This is a genomic window from Pseudomonas sp. MPR-R2A5 (assembly GCF_058793055.1).
In genome coordinates this window covers 13,120-32,101 of record NZ_JBXAFK010000011.1, presented here as the reverse complement: position 1 = coordinate 32,101, position 18,982 = coordinate 13,120, and the positions used below count along the sequence as shown (strand labels likewise).

17 protein-coding genes are annotated in these 18,982 nt (G+C 58.3%); 14 read left to right on the top strand and 3 right to left on the bottom strand.

Annotated elements, in window-relative coordinates; genetic code table 11:
- Nucleotides 1–16: 16 nt before the first annotated feature.
- The 4 genes from AC1Q6I_RS10740 to AC1Q6I_RS10725 all read left to right on the top strand — a co-directional run bounded on the left by AC1Q6I_RS10740 (nt 17) and on the right by AC1Q6I_RS10725 (nt 4,282).
- Nucleotides 17–1,966, top strand: a complete 1,950-nt coding sequence (locus tag AC1Q6I_RS10740; protein ID WP_102625478.1) for a DNA topoisomerase III — start codon at nt 17–19, stop codon at nt 1,964–1,966.
- Nucleotides 1,967–2,095: 129 nt separating this feature from the next.
- Nucleotides 2,096–2,536 (top strand): CBS domain-containing protein, encoded by a 441-nt coding sequence (locus AC1Q6I_RS10735; RefSeq protein ID WP_024074507.1) that lies wholly within the window; start codon nt 2,096–2,098, stop codon nt 2,534–2,536.
- A gap of 8 nt (nt 2,537–2,544) precedes the next feature.
- Entirely contained in the window at nt 2,545–3,393 is an 849-nt protein-coding gene (locus AC1Q6I_RS10730; protein WP_102625477.1) for an NAD-dependent protein deacetylase, read from the top strand.
- A 559-nt stretch (nt 3,394–3,952) separates the two neighbouring features.
- Entirely contained in the window at nt 3,953–4,282 is a 330-nt protein-coding gene (locus tag AC1Q6I_RS10725) for a hypothetical protein (protein ID WP_069076246.1), read from the top strand.
- 100 nt (nt 4,283–4,382) lie between these two features.
- Here the strand turns inward: AC1Q6I_RS10725 and AC1Q6I_RS10720 are convergent, their stop codons facing one another.
- On the bottom strand, nt 4,383–5,282 hold the full coding sequence (locus AC1Q6I_RS10720; RefSeq protein ID WP_024074504.1) for a LysR family transcriptional regulator: 900 nt from the start codon (nt 5,280–5,282) through the stop codon (nt 4,383–4,385).
- Between the two features lie 132 nt (nt 5,283–5,414).
- On the opposite strand from AC1Q6I_RS10720, the gene AC1Q6I_RS10715 reads away from it, so the two are divergent.
- From AC1Q6I_RS10715 to AC1Q6I_RS10705, 3 genes are read left to right on the top strand one after another with little or no spacing between them, the layout of a single operon-like run.
- The gene (locus tag AC1Q6I_RS10715) at nt 5,415–6,113 is read left to right on the top strand and encodes a CoA transferase subunit A (RefSeq protein ID WP_010566044.1); all 699 of its coding nucleotides are present in this window, start codon (nt 5,415–5,417) and stop codon (nt 6,111–6,113) included.
- Nucleotides 6,114–6,144: 31 nt separating this feature from the next.
- Nucleotides 6,145–6,804 (top strand): CoA transferase subunit B, encoded by a 660-nt coding sequence (locus tag AC1Q6I_RS10710; protein ID WP_024074503.1) that lies wholly within the window; start codon nt 6,145–6,147, stop codon nt 6,802–6,804.
- An 11-nt stretch (nt 6,805–6,815) separates the two neighbouring features.
- On the top strand, nt 6,816–7,997 hold the full coding sequence (locus tag AC1Q6I_RS10705; protein WP_102625476.1) for an acetyl-CoA C-acetyltransferase: 1,182 nt from the start codon (nt 6,816–6,818) through the stop codon (nt 7,995–7,997).
- A 182-nt stretch (nt 7,998–8,179) separates the two neighbouring features.
- Here AC1Q6I_RS10705 and AC1Q6I_RS10700 read toward each other — a convergent pair whose 3' ends face one another.
- Complete coding sequence (locus tag AC1Q6I_RS10700; protein ID WP_024074501.1) at nt 8,180–8,602, bottom strand: PaaI family thioesterase; 423 nt, start codon at nt 8,600–8,602, stop codon at nt 8,180–8,182.
- 157 nt (nt 8,603–8,759) lie between these two features.
- On the opposite strand from AC1Q6I_RS10700, the gene AC1Q6I_RS10695 reads away from it, so the two are divergent.
- The gene (locus AC1Q6I_RS10695; protein WP_102625475.1) at nt 8,760–9,626 is read left to right on the top strand and encodes a DUF4349 domain-containing protein; all 867 of its coding nucleotides are present in this window, start codon (nt 8,760–8,762) and stop codon (nt 9,624–9,626) included.
- A 130-nt stretch (nt 9,627–9,756) separates the two neighbouring features.
- On the opposite strand, the gene AC1Q6I_RS10690 is transcribed toward AC1Q6I_RS10695, so the two are convergent.
- A complete protein-coding gene (locus AC1Q6I_RS10690) occupies nt 9,757–10,842 on the bottom strand; it encodes a DUF1615 domain-containing protein (RefSeq protein WP_069076249.1) in 1,086 nt (361 codons plus the stop codon).
- 144 nt (nt 10,843–10,986) lie between these two features.
- Between AC1Q6I_RS10690 and AC1Q6I_RS10685 the strand changes: the two genes are divergently transcribed.
- The 6 genes from AC1Q6I_RS10685 (at nt 10,987) to AC1Q6I_RS10660 (ending at nt 18,862) form a co-directional block, all read left to right on the top strand.
- Nucleotides 10,987–11,601: a LysE family translocator gene (locus AC1Q6I_RS10685; protein WP_024074498.1), complete on the top strand. Its 615-nt coding sequence runs from the start codon at nt 10,987–10,989 to the stop codon at nt 11,599–11,601.
- A 226-nt stretch (nt 11,602–11,827) separates the two neighbouring features.
- A complete protein-coding gene (locus tag AC1Q6I_RS10680) occupies nt 11,828–16,618 on the top strand; it encodes an RHS repeat-associated core domain-containing protein (protein WP_492618397.1) in 4,791 nt (1,596 codons plus the stop codon).
- A 25-nt stretch (nt 16,619–16,643) separates the two neighbouring features.
- Nucleotides 16,644–17,042, top strand: coding sequence for a hypothetical protein (locus AC1Q6I_RS10675; protein ID WP_227496858.1), 399 nt, complete (start codon nt 16,644–16,646; stop codon nt 17,040–17,042).
- A gap of 490 nt (nt 17,043–17,532) precedes the next feature.
- Nucleotides 17,533–17,880, top strand: a complete 348-nt coding sequence (locus AC1Q6I_RS10670) for a hypothetical protein (RefSeq protein WP_102625778.1) — start codon at nt 17,533–17,535, stop codon at nt 17,878–17,880.
- 141 nt (nt 17,881–18,021) lie between these two features.
- A complete protein-coding gene (locus tag AC1Q6I_RS10665) occupies nt 18,022–18,402 on the top strand; it encodes a hypothetical protein (RefSeq protein WP_102625777.1) in 381 nt (126 codons plus the stop codon).
- 46 nt (nt 18,403–18,448) lie between these two features.
- Nucleotides 18,449–18,862, top strand: coding sequence for a hypothetical protein (locus AC1Q6I_RS10660; RefSeq protein WP_102642594.1), 414 nt, complete (start codon nt 18,449–18,451; stop codon nt 18,860–18,862).
- The last annotated feature ends 120 nt before the right edge of the window (nt 18,863–18,982 follow it).

Sequence of the window (18,982 nt, the reverse complement as noted above, 5' to 3'; positions counted from 1 at the left end):
ATCGAATGGGCTGACCATGCGGCTGTTCCTCTGTGAAAAACCCTCCCAGGCCAAGGATATCGCGGCCGTGCTCGGCGCCAGTCGCCGTGGCGACGGTTGCTGGCTGGGCAGCGGAGTCACCGTCACCTGGTGCATCGGCCACCTGCTGGAAACCGCCCCGCCCGACGCCTACGACGCCAAGTACAAACGCTGGGTGCTCGCCGATCTGCCGATCGTCCCGCAAACATGGAAAATGCGGGTCAAGCCCAAGACCGCCAGCCAATTCAAGGCGGTCAAGCGCCTGCTGGGGGAAGCCCAGGAACTGGTGATCGCCACCGACGCCGACCGTGAAGGCGAAATGATCGCCCGGGAGCTGGTGGAACATTGCCGTTATCGCGGGCCGATCCAGCGGCTATGGTTGTCGGCGCTGGACGACGCCTCCATTCGCAAGGCCCTGGCCGCACTCAAGCCCGGTGCCGAGACCTTCAGCCTGTATCACTCGGCGTTGGGCCGCTCCCGCGCCGACTGGCTGATCGGCATGAACATGAGCCGCCTGTTTACCTTGCTCGGCCGTCAATCCGGCTACCAAGGCGTGCTGCCAGTGGGGCGCGTGCAAACCCCGACGTTGCGCCTGGTGGTGGACCGCGACCGCAGCATCGCCGACTTCGTGCCGGTGGCGTACTGGGCGATCGATGTCGACCTGCGTCATGAGCACATGACGTTCACCGCCCAATGGCGCGCCGCCGAGGACGCCTGTGACGACCAGGGCCGCTGCCTCAACCCGCAACTCGCCCGGGACGCCGCCGACGCCATGACCCAGGCCGCCCGCGCACAGTTGGTGAAGTTGCGCACCGAACGCATGCGCGAAGTGGCCCCCCTGCCCTTCGACCTGGGCACCCTGCAGGAAATCTGCTCGAAGAAGCTCGGGCTCGGCGCCCAGGAAACCCTGGATATCGCCCAATCCCTCTACGAAACCTACAAGGTCATCACCTACCCGCGCAGTGACTGCGGCTACCTGCCATTGAGCCAGCACAGCGAAGCGCCGAAGATTCTCGCCGCGCTGGGCCGCGCGGATGCGGCAGTGAACGAGTTGATGCCGCATATCGACCCCCAGCGCCGCTCACGAGCCTGGAATGATGCCAAGGTCAGCGCCCACCACGGCATCATTCCCACCGGGGCCGGCAAGGACGTTGGCCAACTCACCGGCAAGCACCGCGCGGTCTACACCCTTATTCGCGCGCGCTACCTGGCGCAGTTTCTGCCCAACCACGAATACGATCGCACCCAGGCGGATTTCGACTGCGCGGGCCAGGCGTTACGCGCGGTGGGCAAAGTCGTGATCGAAGCGGGGTGGAAACGGGCCTTGCCCGAAGCCCTCGCACCGGCCAAGGGGCGCGAAGCCCCGGCCCCCCAGGCCTTGCCAACACTGGTGCAAGGCCAGGAATACGCAGTGGCCAAGGTCAACCTGAAGGACCTGTGGACCCAACCGCCCAAACCCTTCACCGAAGGCGACCTGATCAAGGCGATGAAAAACGTCGCGAAACTGGTGGAAGACCCACTGCTCAAGCAAAAACTCAAGGACACCACCGGCATCGGCACCGAGGCCACCCGCGCCGGCATTATCCAAGGGTTGCTCGACCGGGGTTACCTGGTGAAGAACGGCAAGGCCTTGTCGGCAACCCCGGCAGCCTTCAGCCTGATCGACGCGGTACCCCGCGCCATCGCCGACCCCGGCACCACCGCGATCTGGGAGCAGGCGTTGGACATGGTGCAAAGCGGCGAGATGAGCCTGGAAGAATTCGTCGCCAAACAGGCGGCCTGGATGAGCAAGCAGGTGGCGCGCTGCAACGGCATGCGCATGACCATCATGGGGCCGGCCAGCCCGGCGGGCCGAGGCGCCGCACCGTGGAAAAAGAAGCGCAAGGCCGCACCCCGCAAGACCGCCGGCAGCCCCAAGCGCGGCAAAAAGCCAGCGAATGCGGGATGAAAGGTAAAAAAAACCGGCGAATGACGTTTTTCGACGGGTTTAACGCCGCTTTGGACCTTGCCGCCGCGCGGGCCGTCTAGGATTCTGTAGGGGGAGCCAGACTAACTAAAAAAAACCGGAGTGGTCGCCATGAAAACCGTTGCACAAGTGCTCAAAGCCAAGGACCAGAAAAACCAGGAAGTCCATGTCATCAAACACGACCACACCGTGTTTGAAGCACTGGTCCGGATGTCGGAGAAAAACGTCGGGGCCTTGCCGGTCGTTAAGGATGGCGTGGTGGTAGGCATCATCAGCGAACGTGATTACGCGCGCAAAATCATGCTCAAGGGTCTGTCGTCGGTCACTACAAAGGTCCATGAGGTGATGAGCTCTCCGGTGATCACCGTCGACACCCATAAAAAGGTCGATGAGTGCATGAACATCATGACCGACAGTCACCTGCGCCACCTGCCGGTGGTCGAAGACGGCAAACTGCTGGGCCTGCTCTCCATCGGTGACTTGGTAAAAGAAGCCATTGCCGACCAGGCCGACCTGATCAAACAGCTGGAGCAATACATCCGCGGCGAATAGGGGACCCCATGCTCGACACGCTGGAACATCAAGAGGATCACCTCGACACCCTGCACCGGGCCCTGGCCGAACGGCGCTTTCTGGTGTTGACCGGTGCAGGGATCAGTACGTCGTCGGGGATACCCGATTACCGTGACAGCGAAGGCGTACGCCGGGGCAAGGCGCCGATGATGTACCAGGAGTTCCTGGCCACACCGCAAGCGCGACGCCGTTACTGGGCGCGGGCAATGCTGGGTTGGCCGCGAGTACGTATCGCCCAACCGAACAACGCCCACCGCGCGCTGGCGACCCTGCAGCAACGCCAGCGCATCAGTGGCCTGATCACGCAAAACGTCGACACCCTGCATGATCAGGCCGGTAGCCACGATGTCATCGAACTGCATGGCAGCCTGCATCGAGTACTGTGCCTGGATTGCCAGCTACGCAGCCCCCGCGATGGCGTTCAGCGGCAAATGGAAATCGCCAATCCCTACCTGGCGCAGGTGCATGCCGTCCAGGCGCCTGATGGCGACACCTTGCTTGACCCGACCTTCGAAGAGCAGTTCCAGGTACCCCACTGCCCCCATTGCGATGGCGAACGACTGAAGCCGGATGTGGTGTTTTTTGGCGAGAACGTCGCGCCGGCCACTGCGGCCAGGGCGATGGCCGCAGTGGCGCAGGCCGAGGGCTTGCTGGTGGTAGGCTCTTCGCTGATGGCCTATTCGGCATTTCGCCTGTGCAAGGCGATGGTCGAACAGGGCAAGCCGGTGATCGCCATTAACCTGGGCAAGACCCGAGGCGATGAGCTCTTGCAGGTGAAAATCGAAGCCTCTTGTGAGCGGTTGCTGCCTTTGCTGGCCGAGCGGCTGGGAGCCTAAAGACACCACAGATCAACCCGTCGAAGGGGGCGGTGCGACGATTCGACTTACCCCCTCCCACCAGGGTCAAGCGCTGCATGGCCACTTGGCGCCGGCGACTAATCAGCACAAAAAATGACGCCCAAGTCACCTTCTCCTGCATCCTCCCGTCCCCACGGCGATTTATGTAGTGATCGAAAATAATCACTACATAACCGTTGACGTAACCTTTTTGTCCTTGCATGATCTAGACGTCTCCCGGATCGGGAGCGTTGGCAACAAGCGTTTTGAACAAGCTCGTCTGACCGCCGAGCTGTTTTTTCCGGATGTGCACTGCCCACAAGGCAGATTGATGAAGCTGACCGGCCCGAAAGGATCGGTACAAGGAGCTCAAACGCTGCTTGTCTTCGTTATGAAACCATTGCGTAGCAGTTCATCAGCAAGACTACATGCATCAGGTTCAAGACCCTGCCCGTATTCGGCAGACAGTCGCTGACGCCCGGTTTTCGGAACCGGAGACAACTTAAACGTGTATTAACGAATCAATTGATAGATCGCCAACTGGTCAAGGGGTTTACACATGAATCTGAACAACCAACCAACTATCGATGAATTGGCTGATATGTTCGCAGCGCAGAAAGACAAACTCGACGACCATATCCTGTGGATTGGTAAATCGGGCGAAGTCAAAATTGACTGCCTGGCGCCCCACACCGAAGAAGCGGAGTTCGACCGCAATAACCGTGAACTGGCGGCGCGCCTGCGGATGTACCGCCGCGGCCAGGGTTATGTCGGTAAAAAAGCGGCTGCCGATCGTAACTTTATCGAGCAAGTGTTCCATACACTTAATACCGAATGGCAGAACATCAAGGGCCAATCGCAAGTTAAAGTGATTGATAAATACTGCTGATAAAAAATCATTACAACATTAAGTCCGCCCGGTTAGCCGAGCGGACTTTTTTATGCGCGCGATTATTTTTTATTCATATAAACCGGCGCTGACGCAAGCGTCACAGCGGGAACCGGCCCTTCCCCGCCTCATCGCGAAAGATGTCAAACAACGCCTGCGCGGCGGCTGACAGTTCATACCCCGGCTTGGTCAACACCCCAATCGGCCGTTCTATCACCGGGTCGGTCAAGGTAATGCAATGGGCTCCCGCCTCCCGCATCTGCTGCGCACATAACGCCGGTACCGCGCTGACGCCCAAGCCGCTGGCAACCATCTTGCCCACGGTTGCCAATTGGTGGCTCTCCAATGCCACCGGTAGCTTGCGTTTTAAAGCGCCCAGGTGTTCTTCGAGCATCACCCGTACCGTAGAGGGCCGCTGCAAGGTAATAAACGGTTGCTCCAGCAGGGTTTGCCAATCGATCTCGGCGTACTGCGCCAGCGGTGAATCGCCAGGCACCACGGCAATGAAGCGGTCCAGGTACAGCGGGGTAAAGAGCAGTGACGAGCCTTCCGCCGGCTCAAACGCCACGCCCAGCTCCACCTGGCGGTCGCGCACCATTTCCAGCACCTGTTCGTTGATCAGGTCGTGTACCGTCACATTCACCTGGGGGTAACGTGCGCGGAATATCTTCAGGATCGGCGGCAACAGGTTACCGGCGAACGACGGCATCGCGGCCACCGTTACCCGCCCCCGCTGCAGGGTGAACAACTGGCGCAGTTCGTCCTCGGCATTGTCCCAGTCAGCCATCAGCCGGCGTGCCAGGGGCAGCAGGGATTCGCCCTCGGGTGTCAGCGCGACATTGCGTGTATTACGGCTGAACAAGCGCCCGCCCAGCCCTTCTTCCAGGCCCTTGATGGTCAGGCTCAAGGCCGATTGGGAGAGGTGCAGGCGTTCGCAGGCAGCGGCAAAACTCAGGCTCTGGGCCACGGCAAGAAAGGCACGCATCTGTTTAACTGTCATGAGGCTACTCCGTAGACGGCTCGACTATGCTGTTTTTTAAATCAATCAACCTTAAAAAACAACTTAACAAATCAATCCGTCGGCGCAACACTTCGTTCAATGGCTGGACCACAAACAATAAAAGAGGTGCATATGGCAGGTTTCGATAAACGCGTGGCGTCCTATGAAGAAGCGCTGGCAGGCCTGGAAGACGGCATGACCGTGCTCGCGGGTGGTTTTGGCCTGTGCGGCATTCCGGAAAACCTCATCGCCGAAATCAAGCGCAAAGGCACCCGCGACCTGACCGTGGTTTCCAATAACTGCGGTGTCGACGGTTTCGGCCTGGGCGTGCTGCTGGAAGAAAAACAGATCCGCAAAGTGATCGCCTCCTACGTCGGTGAAAACGCGCTGTTCGAGAAGCAATTGCTCAGCGGCGAAATCGAAGTGGTGCTGACTCCCCAAGGCACCCTGGCGGAAAAAATGCGCGCAGGCGGTGCTGGCATCCCAGCGTTCTTCACTGCCACCGGTGTCGGCACGCCCGTCGCAGAAGGCAAGGAAACCCGTGAATTCAATGGCCGCCCCTACCTGATGGAAGAGTCCATCACCGGTGATTTTGCCATCGTCAAGGGATGGAAAGCCGACCACTTCGGCAACGTCATCTACCGCCACACGGCCCAGAACTTCAACCCGCTGGCCGCCACCGCCGGCAAGATCACGGTGGTCGAAGTCGAGGAAATCGTCGAACCGGGCGAACTGGAACCGTCGCAGATCCACACCCCTGGCATCTACGTCGACCGGATCATCTGCGGCACCTTCGAGAAGCGCATCGAACAGCGCACCGTCCGCAAATAATCCACGTCCAGAACAATAAGAGGAAGTCACCATGGCTCTCACCCGCGAACAAATGGCTCAACGCGTCGCCCGCGAAATGCAGGATGGTTTTTACGTCAACCTCGGCATCGGCATTCCGACCCTGGTGGCCAACTACATCCCCGAAGGCATGGAAGTGATGCTGCAATCGGAAAACGGCCTGCTTGGCATGGGCCCGTTTCCCACCGAAGAAACCATTGATGCCGACATGATCAACGCCGGCAAGCAAACCGTGACCGCGCGTATCGGCGCCTCGATCTTCTCCTCCGCCGAGTCCTTTGCAATGATTCGCGGCGGCCACGTCGACCTGACCGTGCTGGGTGCGTTTGAAGTCGACGTCCACGGCAACATCGCCTCGTGGATGATCCCCGGCAAGCTGGTCAAAGGCATGGGCGGCGCCATGGACCTGGTGGCCGGCGCAGAAAACATCATCGTGATCATGACCCACGCGTCCAAGGACGGTGAGTCCAAGCTGCTCAGCCAATGCAGCCTGCCGCTGACCGGTGCGAACTGCATCAAGCGTGTACTGACGGACCTGGCCTACCTGGAAATCGAAAATGGCGCTTTTGTCCTCAAGGAACGCGCACCTGGCGTCAGCGTTGAAGAGATTGTGAGCAAGACCGCCGGTAAACTGATCGTCCCGGACAACGTTCCAGAAATGCACTTCCAGTGAGGACTGATTCCATGCAAGACGTCGTGATTGTCGCTGCCACCCGCACCGCCGTGGGCAGCTTTCAAGGTTCGCTGGCCAGCATCCCGGCACCGGAACTGGGCGCTGCCGTGATCCGTCGCCTGCTGGAGCAGACCGGCCTGGACCCGGCCGAAGTCGATGAAGTGATCCTCGGCCAGGTGCTCACCGCCGGCTCAGGCCAGAACCCGGCGCGCCAGGCCTCGATCCTGGCCGGCCTGCCCCATGCCGTACCCGCCCTGACCCTGAACAAGGTCTGCGGCTCGGGCCTCAAGGCCCTGCACCTGGGCGCCCAGGCCATCCGCTGCGGGGACGCCGAGGTGATCGTCGCTGGCGGCATGGAGAACATGAGCCTTGCTCCCTACGTGTTGCCTGCTGCGCGCACCGGCTTGCGCATGGGCCACGCCAAGATGATCGACAGCATGATCACCGATGGCTTGTGGGATGCGTTCAATGACTACCACATGGGCATCACCGCCGAGAACCTGGTGGACAAATACGGTATCAGCCGTGAAGCCCAGGACGCCTTCGCCGCCGCGTCCCAGCAAAAAGCCGCGGCCGCCATTGAAGCCGGGCGCTTTGCCGATGAGATCACGCCGATCCTGATTCCCCAGCGCAAGGGCGACCCGATTGCCTTTGCAGTGGATGAACAGCCGCGCGCCGGCACCACCGCCGAATCCCTGGCCAAGCTCAAGCCGGCGTTCAAGAAAGACGGCAGTGTCACCGCCGGCAATGCCTCCAGCCTCAACGACGGCGCCGCTGCGGTGCTGCTGATGAGCGCGGACAAAGCCAAGGCCCTGGGCCTGCCGGTGCTGGCCCGTATCGCCAGCTACGCCAATGCTGGCGTCGACCCGGCAATCATGGGCATCGGCCCGGTCTCGGCGACCCGTCGTTGCCTGGACAAGGCCGGCTGGAAACTGGGCGACCTGGACCTGATCGAAGCCAACGAGGCCTTCGCCGCACAATCCCTGGCGGTGGGCAAAGAGCTGGAATGGGACGCCGACAAGGTCAACGTCAACGGCGGCGCCATCGCCATCGGCCACCCGATCGGTGCTTCAGGCTGCCGCGTACTGGTGACCCTGCTGCATGAAATGATCAAGCGCGACGCCAAGAAAGGCCTGGCGACGCTGTGCATCGGTGGCGGCCAAGGCGTGGCCCTGGCACTCGAACGCAGCTGATAAAAGAGCAACACTGAAAAGGCCCGGCTCCACGAAAAGCCAGGCCTTTTCTTTACGCGGCTTCCCTGAAAAAACACAGTCCTACTGTGGAAGGGGGCTTGCTCCCGATAGAAGCGGGTCAGCTACAGATGTATTAACTGACCCACCCTCATCGGGGGCAAGCCCCCTCCCACATCAGCTCTTCATTGCCTGTCAGATTGAGGCACGGCAAACACCGCATTAGCCCGCGCGACCACCTTCTCCCCCACCCGCAAACCCACGGTGGCAAACGCCATCTGCCGCCCCCGCTTGTGATGCTCCAAGCGCACGGTGATCCACTCCCCCACCTGCACCGCTCCCAGGTAATCAACCGTCATGCTTGCCGTAATCAACGGCAACGGCGGCTCACTGGAAAACGCCATGGCATACCCCATGCCGATATCCGCCAGCGTCGCCAACACCCCGCCATGCACCGTGCCGCGTCCATTGGCGTGACGGTTGTCGGCACGCAAGCCGATCTCCAGTTGCAGGCCCTCCCCCCGGCAATACGCCGGGCCCAGCAGGTCAAGGAGTGGACTGCTTCGGGGCAGCGAGACAAAACCTTCGGGCACAGCGTGAGCGATCATGGCGAGTACGTCCCTGGAATAAGGCTTGAGGTGTACGCCGGGTCCGAAACGACGGCCATCACCATCAGCGCTGCAAATCCCCTGGGATGCTTTGCGTTAATTGGCCAGACCCGCTTTAATCGCCGCCAATGTCTCCTGCACACCTCAAGGAATCGCAATGCGCCACCTGGACGGCAACTCCCTCCCGCTCCGCATGCCTCTGATGATCTTGTTCGCCGGCCTCGCCCTGGCCGGCTGTTCGCCCAAGGACCACTCCCGCGCCACGGTGATCAGCGGCGAACAAGGCCGGGCCGGCGCGCAACTGGCCTATGAACATGAGTTGACCCTGGCCCTGCCTGGCGCCTTGCTCGCACCACGCATGCAGGCCACTCGCGAAGCCTGCGAGTCCGCGCGGTTTGGCGCCTGCAATATCCTCGGCATCACCGAAGACGGTAATGGCGGCGAGATCATCCTGCGCATCGCGCCTGGCGGCGTGGAACCGATGGTCACCCTGGCTGCCGAAGGCGGCAAACTCGGGCAGCGCATCACCCGCGCCGAAGACCTGGCCGATGCGGTCGCCGATGTGCGCCGTCGCCAGGATCGGCTGCAAGCCCAGCAGCAACGCCTCGACGAACTGGCCAAGCGCAAAGACATCACCGTCAGCGACCTGATCGCCTTGAGCAAGGAGCAAGCGGGCATCGAAAACGAGTTGCAGGCATTGGCCCAGGTCGCTGCCGGCCAGCAACATCGCCTCGATACCAACCGCGTAACGCTGAACTTCCGCTCCTCCGACGGCGCGAATCCAGCGTCACGCTTCAGCCGGATGTTCAGCAACCTGGGCACGAACCTGGTGGACGGCACCGCAGACGCCCTGGAGCGCGCCAGCTACGTGCTGCCGTTCGTGATCCTGGCGTTTCCGGTGGTGTGGTTGTGGGTGTGGCTATGGCGCAGATTCGTTGTGTCGCACAGGCTTGCTGTGGCGAGCGGGCTTGCCCCGCGTCGGGCTGCGAAGCAGCCCCGGAATCAGGAGCCAAAAGATACCTGATACACCGCATTCTGCTTTATTGGGGCTGCTTCGCAGCCCGACGCGGGGCAAGCCCGCTCGCCACGACAAGCCTACTAGCCAGAGCAAGCCTACTGGCCAGAGCAAGCCCGCTCGCCACAGTGATTCGGTGTCAGCGCTTCATACAACGCTGATACCGCTCATCCACGCGCTTGGCAAACCACGCCGTGGTCAGGTTACGGGTGATCTTCGGGCTCTTGAGCACAATGCCCGGCAGGATCGCCCGGGGCAGCGGCTTGCCAGCAGCTTTGTCGGCCAGGGCAAACACCCGTGTGTAGAGGGTTGTTTCTTCAAAATCCAGCTGCTCACCCTGCTCCAGTTGGCTACGGATGCTGGGGTTGCGCATGTCAAGCTTCGCGCCCAATGAGCGCACCGCCAGTTCGGTGGTGCCGGGCAACAAGGAACCGTAGTTGATCAGGTCGCCATCCAGCGCCAGTTCTTTACCCGAGACACGGCTGACAGCAGCCTGGAACGCCGCATTACGGCTGGCGTACCAACCCGCATTGAAGTCGGCGAAGCGATACAGCGGCTGCTCGTAGCTCACCGGATACCCCAGTAAATGGGCGATACCAAAATACAGGCCGCCACGCCGGGTAAAGACCTCGCGGCGAATCGTCCCCTCCACCGTGTAGGGATAACCCCGCGCGTGTTTTTGCGCAAAATCGATGCTGACCTGCATGGGCCCAGCAGTGTGCACTGGGTTGAAACCGCCAAACAGCGTGTTGCCCAAAGGCACCATGCTGATGAAATCGTCGAAAATACCGCTGAGGTCTTTCTCCGTGCGCGCGGCGTTCAAGCGATCGGCGTAGGACTTGCCGGTGGGTGAACGCAATTGCAGCGCACTGCGTACGACAAATGCCGGCACATGGACCTTACCGGCACGGCGCAGGATTTCATCCTGGGCGATCTTGCCCATGCCGGGTACTGCCGGGTCGACCTGGTAGGTGGACTCTTGCTCGGTCACCGCCAACACAGCGCAGATATTTTCAGTACTGGGGTAGATATTCTGGGTGTCGAAGGCCGTGTAAATGTCTTGGGCCCACCCATTCCGGTCCGCCACCGTTGAGGGCAGCAGTCGCACGATCTGCGCTTTCACCTCAGCCTCGCTGCGCTCCGGCTGTTGCGGGGCCCGCGATGTAGAGCAGCCGGCCAGCACCAGCAAGGGGGTGAGGCACAGGATCAGGCAGCGTACGGACATGGGGCTTCCTTGAAAGACAATGGTCAGGCATTGCGGGGTTCGACCGGTAAGTCTAACGCGGGTTCGCCAATCGCCCCTCTCGCCCTCCCGGGTCGAACGTGACAGGATCTATCAACGACCATTCCTACACGGAGTTTGAATGCCATGCTTAGCCTGAACTTTTTCGTCACCTGCCTGATTGTCGTGCTGATTCCCGGCACCGGCGTGATCTTCACCGTGTCCACAGGCCTCACGGCCGGCAAGCGCGCCAGCGTCTTCGCCGCCCTGGGCTGCACGGCGGGCATCCTCCCCCACCTGCTGGCGTCGGTGCTTGGCCTGTCCGCGCTGCTGCACACCAGTGCGCTGGCCTTCGAAGCGTTGAAGTACGCCGGCGTCGCCTACCTGTTGTACCTGGCGTATGCCACCTGGCGGGATCGCTCGGCCTTCGCCATGAACGACGCGCCAACGGTCGCGACTGCACACAGTTTGATGGTCCGCGGTTTCCTGCTGAATATTCTCAACCCCAAGCTGACCATTTTCTTCCTGGCCTTCCTGCCCCAGTTCGTCACCCCAGGCAGCACCGCGCCCGCCCTGCAAATGCTGGTGCTGAGCGGCGTGTTCATGGCGATGACCTTTGCGGTGTTTGTGGTCTATGGCCTGCTGGCCAACGGGTTCCGCCGTACGGTGGTCGAGTCGCCACGGGTGCAGAACTGGTTGCGGCGCAGTTTTGCGGCGGCGTTTGCGGGGTTGGGGCTGAACCTGGCATTTGCGCAGCGTTGAAAGCTTACATTCGCCGGGCCGCAAAGCCCTTTCGAGCTGGGCCGAAAGAAGACGAAACGTCCCACCCGATCGCCGGATAACCTCTACTCCCCTTCCCTGAGAACATCTGCAAAGTCCCTCGCCTGAATACACAGTGCGAGGGATTGCAGATGGCGTTTTTTATTGAGGCCCCGATGGCGGGGGCTGCCGCTTGAACCCGGCCATTGGCAGGTTAGTCCTGACCCCAATGGACGTGAAGACGGTCGACGTTGAAGGCGTCTTCCGCGACTTTCGTGAATGCCTCAACACCTTTGACACCTGGGCGGCGAGCTTCTGGAGCTTTTCGGCACTCGATGTCGAGCAGGTATTCAAGGTAGGGGATGAGGTGGCGCTGGTCGCACCGACGACCCGTTCCCTCTATCCGAGCAGCACCGTCGCCACATGCCGGGCCGATGGCACGCTGACGCTGGTGCATATGTTCCAGAGCACGCGCTTCGTCCCCATCGGCAATACACCGGTGGTGCTGCAACGCGTTGATCCAAACGGCGGCCCGCTGGGTGAACCGATCCACAAAACCATCGGCCCGAGCGGCATCCTCGAAATCACCGAGTGCGATCGCAACCAGCAGTACCAAATCACCTTCTATCCCAACGTTTCCAAGGATCACGTCAAGGCGCTGTATGCGTCTTATCAGTCGGTGATCGCCGAGCTGGAAGTGCGCCTGCGTGAAGAGTGGGCCGGCGCTTTCCAAGCTCAGTGGCAAGGCTATACGGACACCAGTCCACTGGACCGGCGCAGGCTGCTGGAGACCGCGTTCCTAAGTGGTATCGGCAAAGCGCTCTACAGCCTGTGGGACAACATTACGCAGCTGTATGAGCTGCTGAAGGACATCAAGCCCAACAGCGAAAAGCTGCTGCAATACCTCTCCCAGGCCGAGCTCGATGAGCTGTTGAAGCTGGGCAACGACAAGATCGCCCATGGCCTGCTGATCCTCAGCGATGAGCCGCTGCTGTTCATCTATGTGTCGGCGATGGTCAGTTGGATGCGCCTGCTGCCGCCCCCGCAAATGCATGAACTGTGGGGCGAGATCACCGGTGAGGTGCTGATCAACCTGCTGCTGATTCGGGTGACGGCCGGGATGGGGGTTGCGGTGCGCCTGGGCTCCCAGGTGCTGAGCCAGGTCAAGTCCGGACGGGCGCGGGAGCTGCTGCAGTTGCTCGCCAAGCAGGTTGCAGGACCGACGTTGGAGCCCCATGTGGCAGCGGCGAAACCGTTGTTGCTCGGCGGCTCGATGATCTCGAAGTCTGTACCTGTTGCACCGCTGAAGGCGGGTGAGAACCTGGTTTCAAACTCGGTGCCGGCAGTTCGAAACAAGCGCCCGCAAACGGTATTGGTCAGGCAAGAGCACGTGGATGATGCGCCTGTTTCGGGGAAAAACCCTGCGGGGGATGCTGCCGCGTCTTCGGACAAGACCGTCACCAACGGCTGCCCGGTGTCGATGGTTACCGGCGAGGAGCTGCTCACCCTGACCGATGGCACGCTGGACGGGATTTTGCCGTTCGAGTGGACCCGGTTGTACCGCACCAGTGCGGTGGAAGTGGATTGCGGGTTGGGCTTTGGCTGGAGTCATTCGCTGGCGCACAGGCTTTCTGTGGTGGGCGATTCGGTCGTCTGGATTGACCATGAAAACCGCACGACTGAGTTTCCACTGCCCACCGCTGCTCGCCCCGCGATCACCAATAGCCTGGCTGAAGCGGCGATCTATCTGGGCGCTTCGCCGGATGAACTGGTGCTGGCCCAGGCGGCGCGGTTTTATCACTTTCGCGACGGTGTATTGGTCTCGATCAGTGATGCGTATGACAACCGCCTGCGAATTTTCCGAGACGTATTGGGGCGCATTGAGCGGTTGGATAACGGCGCGGGCCGGTCGCTGTTTTTGCGCTATGAACGGGGCCGCATTGTGGCGGTGGACTACCAGGTTCAGCGCGCCAAGGGGCATGAACCCTACGTCTGGGTGACGGAGCAGCACGTTGTTGCCTACGCCTATGACAACGCTGGACGGCTGGTCTCGGCGACCAATGCCGTCGGCGAAAGCGAGGTTTACCGCTACGACGATAAGCACGTCATTCTCGAGCGGCAATTGGCCGGCGGGGCGAGTTTCTTCTGGGCGTGGGAACGGTCTGGCAAGGCGGCGCGATGTGTCCGGCATTGGGCCAGTTTTTCGCAGATGGACACGCGCTATGTGTGGAGTGACGACGGGCGCGTCACGGTGCACAACGCCGATGGCAGTCAGGAAGTGTATGTCCATGACGACCGGGCGCGGCTGGTGCAGCGGATTGATCCGGACGGTGCGCAGCACTTCAAATCCTACGATGACAAAGGTCGGCTGACGATTGAGCAAGATCCGCTGGGGGCGGTGACGGCGTATCAGTACGACGAAGCCGGGCGCTTGGTCGCGCTGTTTCCGGGGGATGACGAGCCGACGTCCTACGAGCATGACAATGGCTTCGTACGCGTGGTGCGCCGGGGTCAGGCGCTGTGGAAGTACGAGCGTAATGACCAGGGCGACATTACGCGTAAGACCGATCCCGACGGCCATGTCACCGACTACAGCTACGACCAATACGGACAACTGGTGGGGGTTTGGCACCCCGATCACAGCTGCCAGCGGCTGGTGTGGAATGAGCGCGGGCAACTGCTGGAGCAGACGCTGCCCAATGGCGGTGTGCGGCGCTATCGCTATGACGACTTGGGTCGACAGATTGCCCGCGAGGATGAGCATGGCGCGCTGACCCAGTACCAATGGGATGCCGCCGGGCGCCTGGTCAAGCTAACCCAACCGGGTGGCGCCACGCGGGAATACAGCTACAACCCCTACGGAAAAATCACCGCCGAACGCGATGAACTCGGGCGTGTCACCCGCTACGAATACGCCGACGGCTTGCACCTGATCAGCCGCCGTATCAATGCCGATGGCACCCAGGTCCACTACAGCTACGACAACCCCCGGTTACTGCTGACCGAGATCGAAAACGAGGTTGGCGAGACCTACCGACTTGCCTACCACCCCAACGGCCTGATTCAACAGGAAGTCGGGTTTGATGGGCAGCGTACGGCTTATGCCTATGACCTCAATGGCAATCTGCTGGAAAAGACCGAACACGGCGACGATGGCAGCCAGCTCGTTACTCGTTATGAGCGAGACCACGCCGGTCGCCTTGTACGAAAAAACCTCCCCGACGGTAACCTTGTTGAATATACCTACGACCGCCAAGGCAACCTCCTTAGCGTCGACGACGGCCACTGGGCGTTAGCCTACGAATACGACCCACAAAACCGTCTCACCGCCGAACACCAAGGCTGGGGCACCTTGCGCTATGGCTACGACGCCTGCGGTCAGCTTCAAAACCTGCGCCTGCCCGACAACAACCGACTGGTTTTTAGTCATGCCAAAGGCGGCCACCTCGCCACCGTCGAGTTAAACGGCGCACTGCTGACCTCTCATCTATTCAAGGCCGGCCAAGAACACCAACGCCAACAAGGCCAACTCCTCAGCCACTACCACTACGACGAACAACACCGCCTGCACGCCCACACCGTCGCGCAGCAGGACACTCCCCTCTACCAACGCCACTATGACTACGACAAAACCGGCAACCTCACCCGTTTAGTCGACAGCCGCAAAGGCGAACACCACTACCACTACGACCCCCTCGCCCGCCTCACCCGCGCCGACCACACGCAAGACCCGCACGAACGCTTCGCCCACGACCCGGCCGGCAACCTGCTCATGCAAGACCGCCCCGGCCCCGACATCGTCGCCGGCAACCGCCTGATGATCCAGGGCGACCGCCACTACGACTACGACGCCTTCGGCAACCTGATCCGCGAACGGAACGGCAAGGGTCACCAACTCGTCACCGAATACCGCTACGACTGCCAGCATCGGCTGATCGGCATTACCCAGCCCGACGGCCAAACCGCGAGCTATCGCTATGACCCGTTTGGGCGACGAATCAGCAAGACGGTCGACAACATCACCACGGAGTTTTTCTGGCAAGGCGACAAACTGGTTGCCGAACACCACGCCGAAAAGCATCGCAGCTACCTCTACGAACCGGACAGCTTTCGCCCGCTCGTCCTGCTGGAAGGCTTCGGCCCAAAAGACACCAAGCCTTATCACTACCAACTCGACCACCTCGGCACACCCCAGGAACTCACCAATCCCGAGGGCGAAATCGTCTGGTCCGCCCACTACCGAGCCTATGGCGAAATCACCCGACTCGACATCGGAACAGTCGACAACCCACTGCGTTTTCAGGGTCAGTACTTCGATCAGGAAAGCGGGCTGCACTACAACCGCCATCGCTACTACAATCCGGATGTTGGTCGTTACCTGACACCGGATCCGGTGAAGTTGGCGGGTGGGATCAATGGATACCAGTACGTGCCCAATCCTACGGGGTGGGTGGATCCACTAGGTTTAAGCACCTGCCCTGGTGACGAATGCAAGCCTGGCGCTCCTCCTATCCTTCCGAAGTCTAGCGTTAATGAAGGCGCGCCAGCTCTACCTCAACTGACGCGCACTCAACGACAGGCGAGAATAGATGAACTGAAAGAGGCAAATGCAAAACAAAAAGTACTGGGTTGGGAACAGAAATACGATATGCACTCGGTTGAAAAGCATGGCCCGGAGATACCAGACAACGCTTTAAAGCAACGATCTATTGATGGAACAAGTCCAACCACTGGAAAAAGAGAAACTATCAATTCCAGCTCCCAATTTAAAACCTGGGGAATGCAGCTTCACGCTATAAATAAAGCCATGGGCAGGATGCAAGGCAATTCACCATTTCCTACAGGTCTTGATAGAGGAGGTAACCCCGTGGTTATAGTCGAGCTACCCGGAGCCGGACGCGGCTACAAACCTAACCGCCGAGACGTAAACGATCCTAAGTACATTGAAAACATGGACAGAGCAGAGGTCAGATTTGATAGAAACAATCCAACTCGACCATTTACCGCATTCCCTAAGTGAGCAGACGATGCTGAAGTGCCCATTCATGAATACTCCCTACGCCCCTAACATCTCTCATATATTAGGAGCTTTATCGATATACGACCTTGAGAACACGGTCGAAAAAGAATTACGACAGTACAACCCTAACAATGAAAAAGACAGAGAAATAATTATAATTTCTTATATTCTTAAGGATCTTATGTATCTCTCCTACAGGCATCGCTTCGTGTTGATGTCTGCACTCAGGAGTGTGCTAGACAAACCCGACTTTGACTTTGCGAGAGAATTCGAAAGTGATTACGACGAACACATAACTATGGCTTGGGACGAAACGGAAATCGCCGACCCTAGAGGCTTCTTCGCCGATATCTACCGGCTAGCCAATGAGGTATGGAAAGACGACCTGCAAAAAGCCAGCCTCGAAGACCAGTCAACGTGGTAACACCACCACTTTCCCTGACAGCCCAAAACGCTGTGGCGAGCGAGCTTGCTCGCGTTGGGCCGCGAAGCGGCACCAGTCAGGGCAATGCGGGGTTTCAAGTAGTTCGGCGGTGTCGGTTATGGGGCTGCTACGCAGCCCAACGCGAGGCAAGCTCGCTCGCCACAGGAACTCGCTTGCCTCAAGAGATGGGTCACCACGGAGTTTCGCCTGGCCTTGAAAAAATGCGGGAAAATGGGACAGAACTATTAATAGGCTTAAGTTAAAACTCACTGCTTTCAGTCAAATAAATCCGTCCCTTTGTCCCTAGTCACAGGGATCAATTGAACTCGATATATCGAGCACAGCTGATCTTCAGAAGAAACGGAGACATGGGAAAAATTATTGGTGAAGGGTATTCCAGCGACGAAATCAAATATAGTCAACAACGCAAAGCTCGAGTAACACTGGACAAAAATGGAAATCCCAAAACGGCTTACACCGAGGAATAAAAATGAAAAATAAACCAAGCATGTCAATAATTCGCGGACTACTGTTCACTTATGACATTGAAAATACGGATGATTTAAAAAGAGAAAATCTTATTTCGTCAAAAAACATAAACAATGAAAAAGAGCTTATTGAACTACTTGACGAACTGACCAAACCGGAATTCCTATCATACACTAAACAGGAGCAAGAGTGGTTCATTGACTCGATCGAACACTATTTATCCATCGGAGACAACTTCGACTCAATATTCAAAACAATGGCAACTTATTTCAGTGAACCTGTAATTAATCAGCAAATGTTCATGAGAACGCTGCTCGGTCGATTGAGGCAATACCGTAACACTCAGTAATCGCAAAAAGCAGCAATTAAACAAATCCACCGCCCTTTGTCTCGAACGGATAAACACTAAAGATACCTTATATGCCCCCCACTTCACGATAACGGCACACATAAAGGCTATTCGCCAATCAATCCAAATAGACAATAAAAAATGAAAAGCATAGAAATAGCCATAATTAATAATTCTCTTAGAGAAATGGCCACCATTGAATATGACAGAAGCATACCCTCCCTCTCCATAACATTTAGCAATGGTGCAAAAAGAACATATAGCGATACAGATATTTTCATCTGTTTTGGTTTATTAAGAAAAGAGTTCAGCGACATAACCTTCCTGTGCAAAGGCTCTAAAATAAATGTCTACCCGTCCGCAATGGCATCCCAAATGTCAAGTGGATTCGTGGCATACGAAGTTGAAATGGGCGACCCAGAGGCCAAGCTGGTCCGCATATTCGATTATGAAGAAAACGAACTGACTAACGATGTTAACGAGCAAATTCTTTATCGTAACAAATGGGCTAAATCAATTTAGACAAACCATAAATCACTCACCCGAGAAGGCTCAGCAGAAATAAAAAATGGAATACCAAAAAATTCAGGTCATACGTAATAATATAAAAATCGAAACAACCGTAAAATATGACCCCGTAAATAGGCTGATGTGGTTTTCAGAATCCAATAACTTCAGAAAACTTTATCAAGGAAAAGACATATACGTGTGCTTGGCAAAAGTCAGAGCGGAATTCCCACACATGACATTTTTGTGCAAGGGCGCAAAGATAAACGTCATGCCTTCAAGAATGGCTTCTCAAATGAGCGCGGGACTCGTCGCATACGAGATGACACTAGGCAAACACGCAGATCAAGACAATATAGTTCATTTATTTGACTATGAAGAAAACAACCTAACAAACGATCCGCAAGTACAAATTGATTTTTTCAAGACTTGGCTAGCCTCAATAGGCGCGAAAGACTATGAAAAACTCAATTAAACCTTTTTAAATAAGTCGAAAGAACAATTTTTCAGATCATGCCTGCGACCTGTGGCGAGCAGGCTTTGCTCGCACTGGACGGCGAAGCGACCCCAGTCATGCAAGACCAGAAAGGGAACA

Bases quoted from the DNA above. Each gene is read 5' to 3' on its own strand.
- AC1Q6I_RS10715 (WP_010566044.1), top strand. From the start codon at position 5,415: ATGGCAGGTTTCGATAAACGCGTGGCGTCCTATGAAGAAGCGCTGGCA.
- AC1Q6I_RS10690 (WP_069076249.1), bottom strand. From the start codon at position 10,842: ATGTCCGTACGCTGCCTGATCCTGTGCCTCACCCCCTTGCTGGTGCTG.
- AC1Q6I_RS10680 (WP_492618397.1), top strand. From the start codon at position 11,828: ATGGACGTGAAGACGGTCGACGTTGAAGGCGTCTTCCGCGACTTTCGT.
- AC1Q6I_RS10710 (WP_024074503.1), top strand. From the start codon at position 6,145: ATGGCTCTCACCCGCGAACAAATGGCTCAACGCGTCGCCCGCGAAATG.
- AC1Q6I_RS10675 (WP_227496858.1), top strand. From the start codon at position 16,644: ATGAATACTCCCTACGCCCCTAACATCTCTCATATATTAGGAGCTTTA.
- AC1Q6I_RS10660 (WP_102642594.1), top strand. From the start codon at position 18,449: ATGGAATACCAAAAAATTCAGGTCATACGTAATAATATAAAAATCGAA.
- AC1Q6I_RS10735 (WP_024074507.1), top strand. From the start codon at position 2,096: ATGAAAACCGTTGCACAAGTGCTCAAAGCCAAGGACCAGAAAAACCAG.
- AC1Q6I_RS10670 (WP_102625778.1), top strand. From the start codon at position 17,533: ATGAAAAATAAACCAAGCATGTCAATAATTCGCGGACTACTGTTCACT.
- AC1Q6I_RS10700 (WP_024074501.1), bottom strand. From the start codon at position 8,602: ATGATCGCTCACGCTGTGCCCGAAGGTTTTGTCTCGCTGCCCCGAAGC.
- AC1Q6I_RS10740 (WP_102625478.1), top strand. From the start codon at position 17: ATGCGGCTGTTCCTCTGTGAAAAACCCTCCCAGGCCAAGGATATCGCG.
- AC1Q6I_RS10665 (WP_102625777.1), top strand. From the start codon at position 18,022: ATGAAAAGCATAGAAATAGCCATAATTAATAATTCTCTTAGAGAAATG.
- AC1Q6I_RS10730 (WP_102625477.1), top strand. From the start codon at position 2,545: ATGCTCGACACGCTGGAACATCAAGAGGATCACCTCGACACCCTGCAC.
- AC1Q6I_RS10685 (WP_024074498.1), top strand. From the start codon at position 10,987: ATGCTTAGCCTGAACTTTTTCGTCACCTGCCTGATTGTCGTGCTGATT.
- AC1Q6I_RS10725 (WP_069076246.1), top strand. From the start codon at position 3,953: ATGAATCTGAACAACCAACCAACTATCGATGAATTGGCTGATATGTTC.
- AC1Q6I_RS10695 (WP_102625475.1), top strand. From the start codon at position 8,760: ATGCGCCACCTGGACGGCAACTCCCTCCCGCTCCGCATGCCTCTGATG.
- AC1Q6I_RS10705 (WP_102625476.1), top strand. From the start codon at position 6,816: ATGCAAGACGTCGTGATTGTCGCTGCCACCCGCACCGCCGTGGGCAGC.
- AC1Q6I_RS10720 (WP_024074504.1), bottom strand. From the start codon at position 5,282: ATGACAGTTAAACAGATGCGTGCCTTTCTTGCCGTGGCCCAGAGCCTG.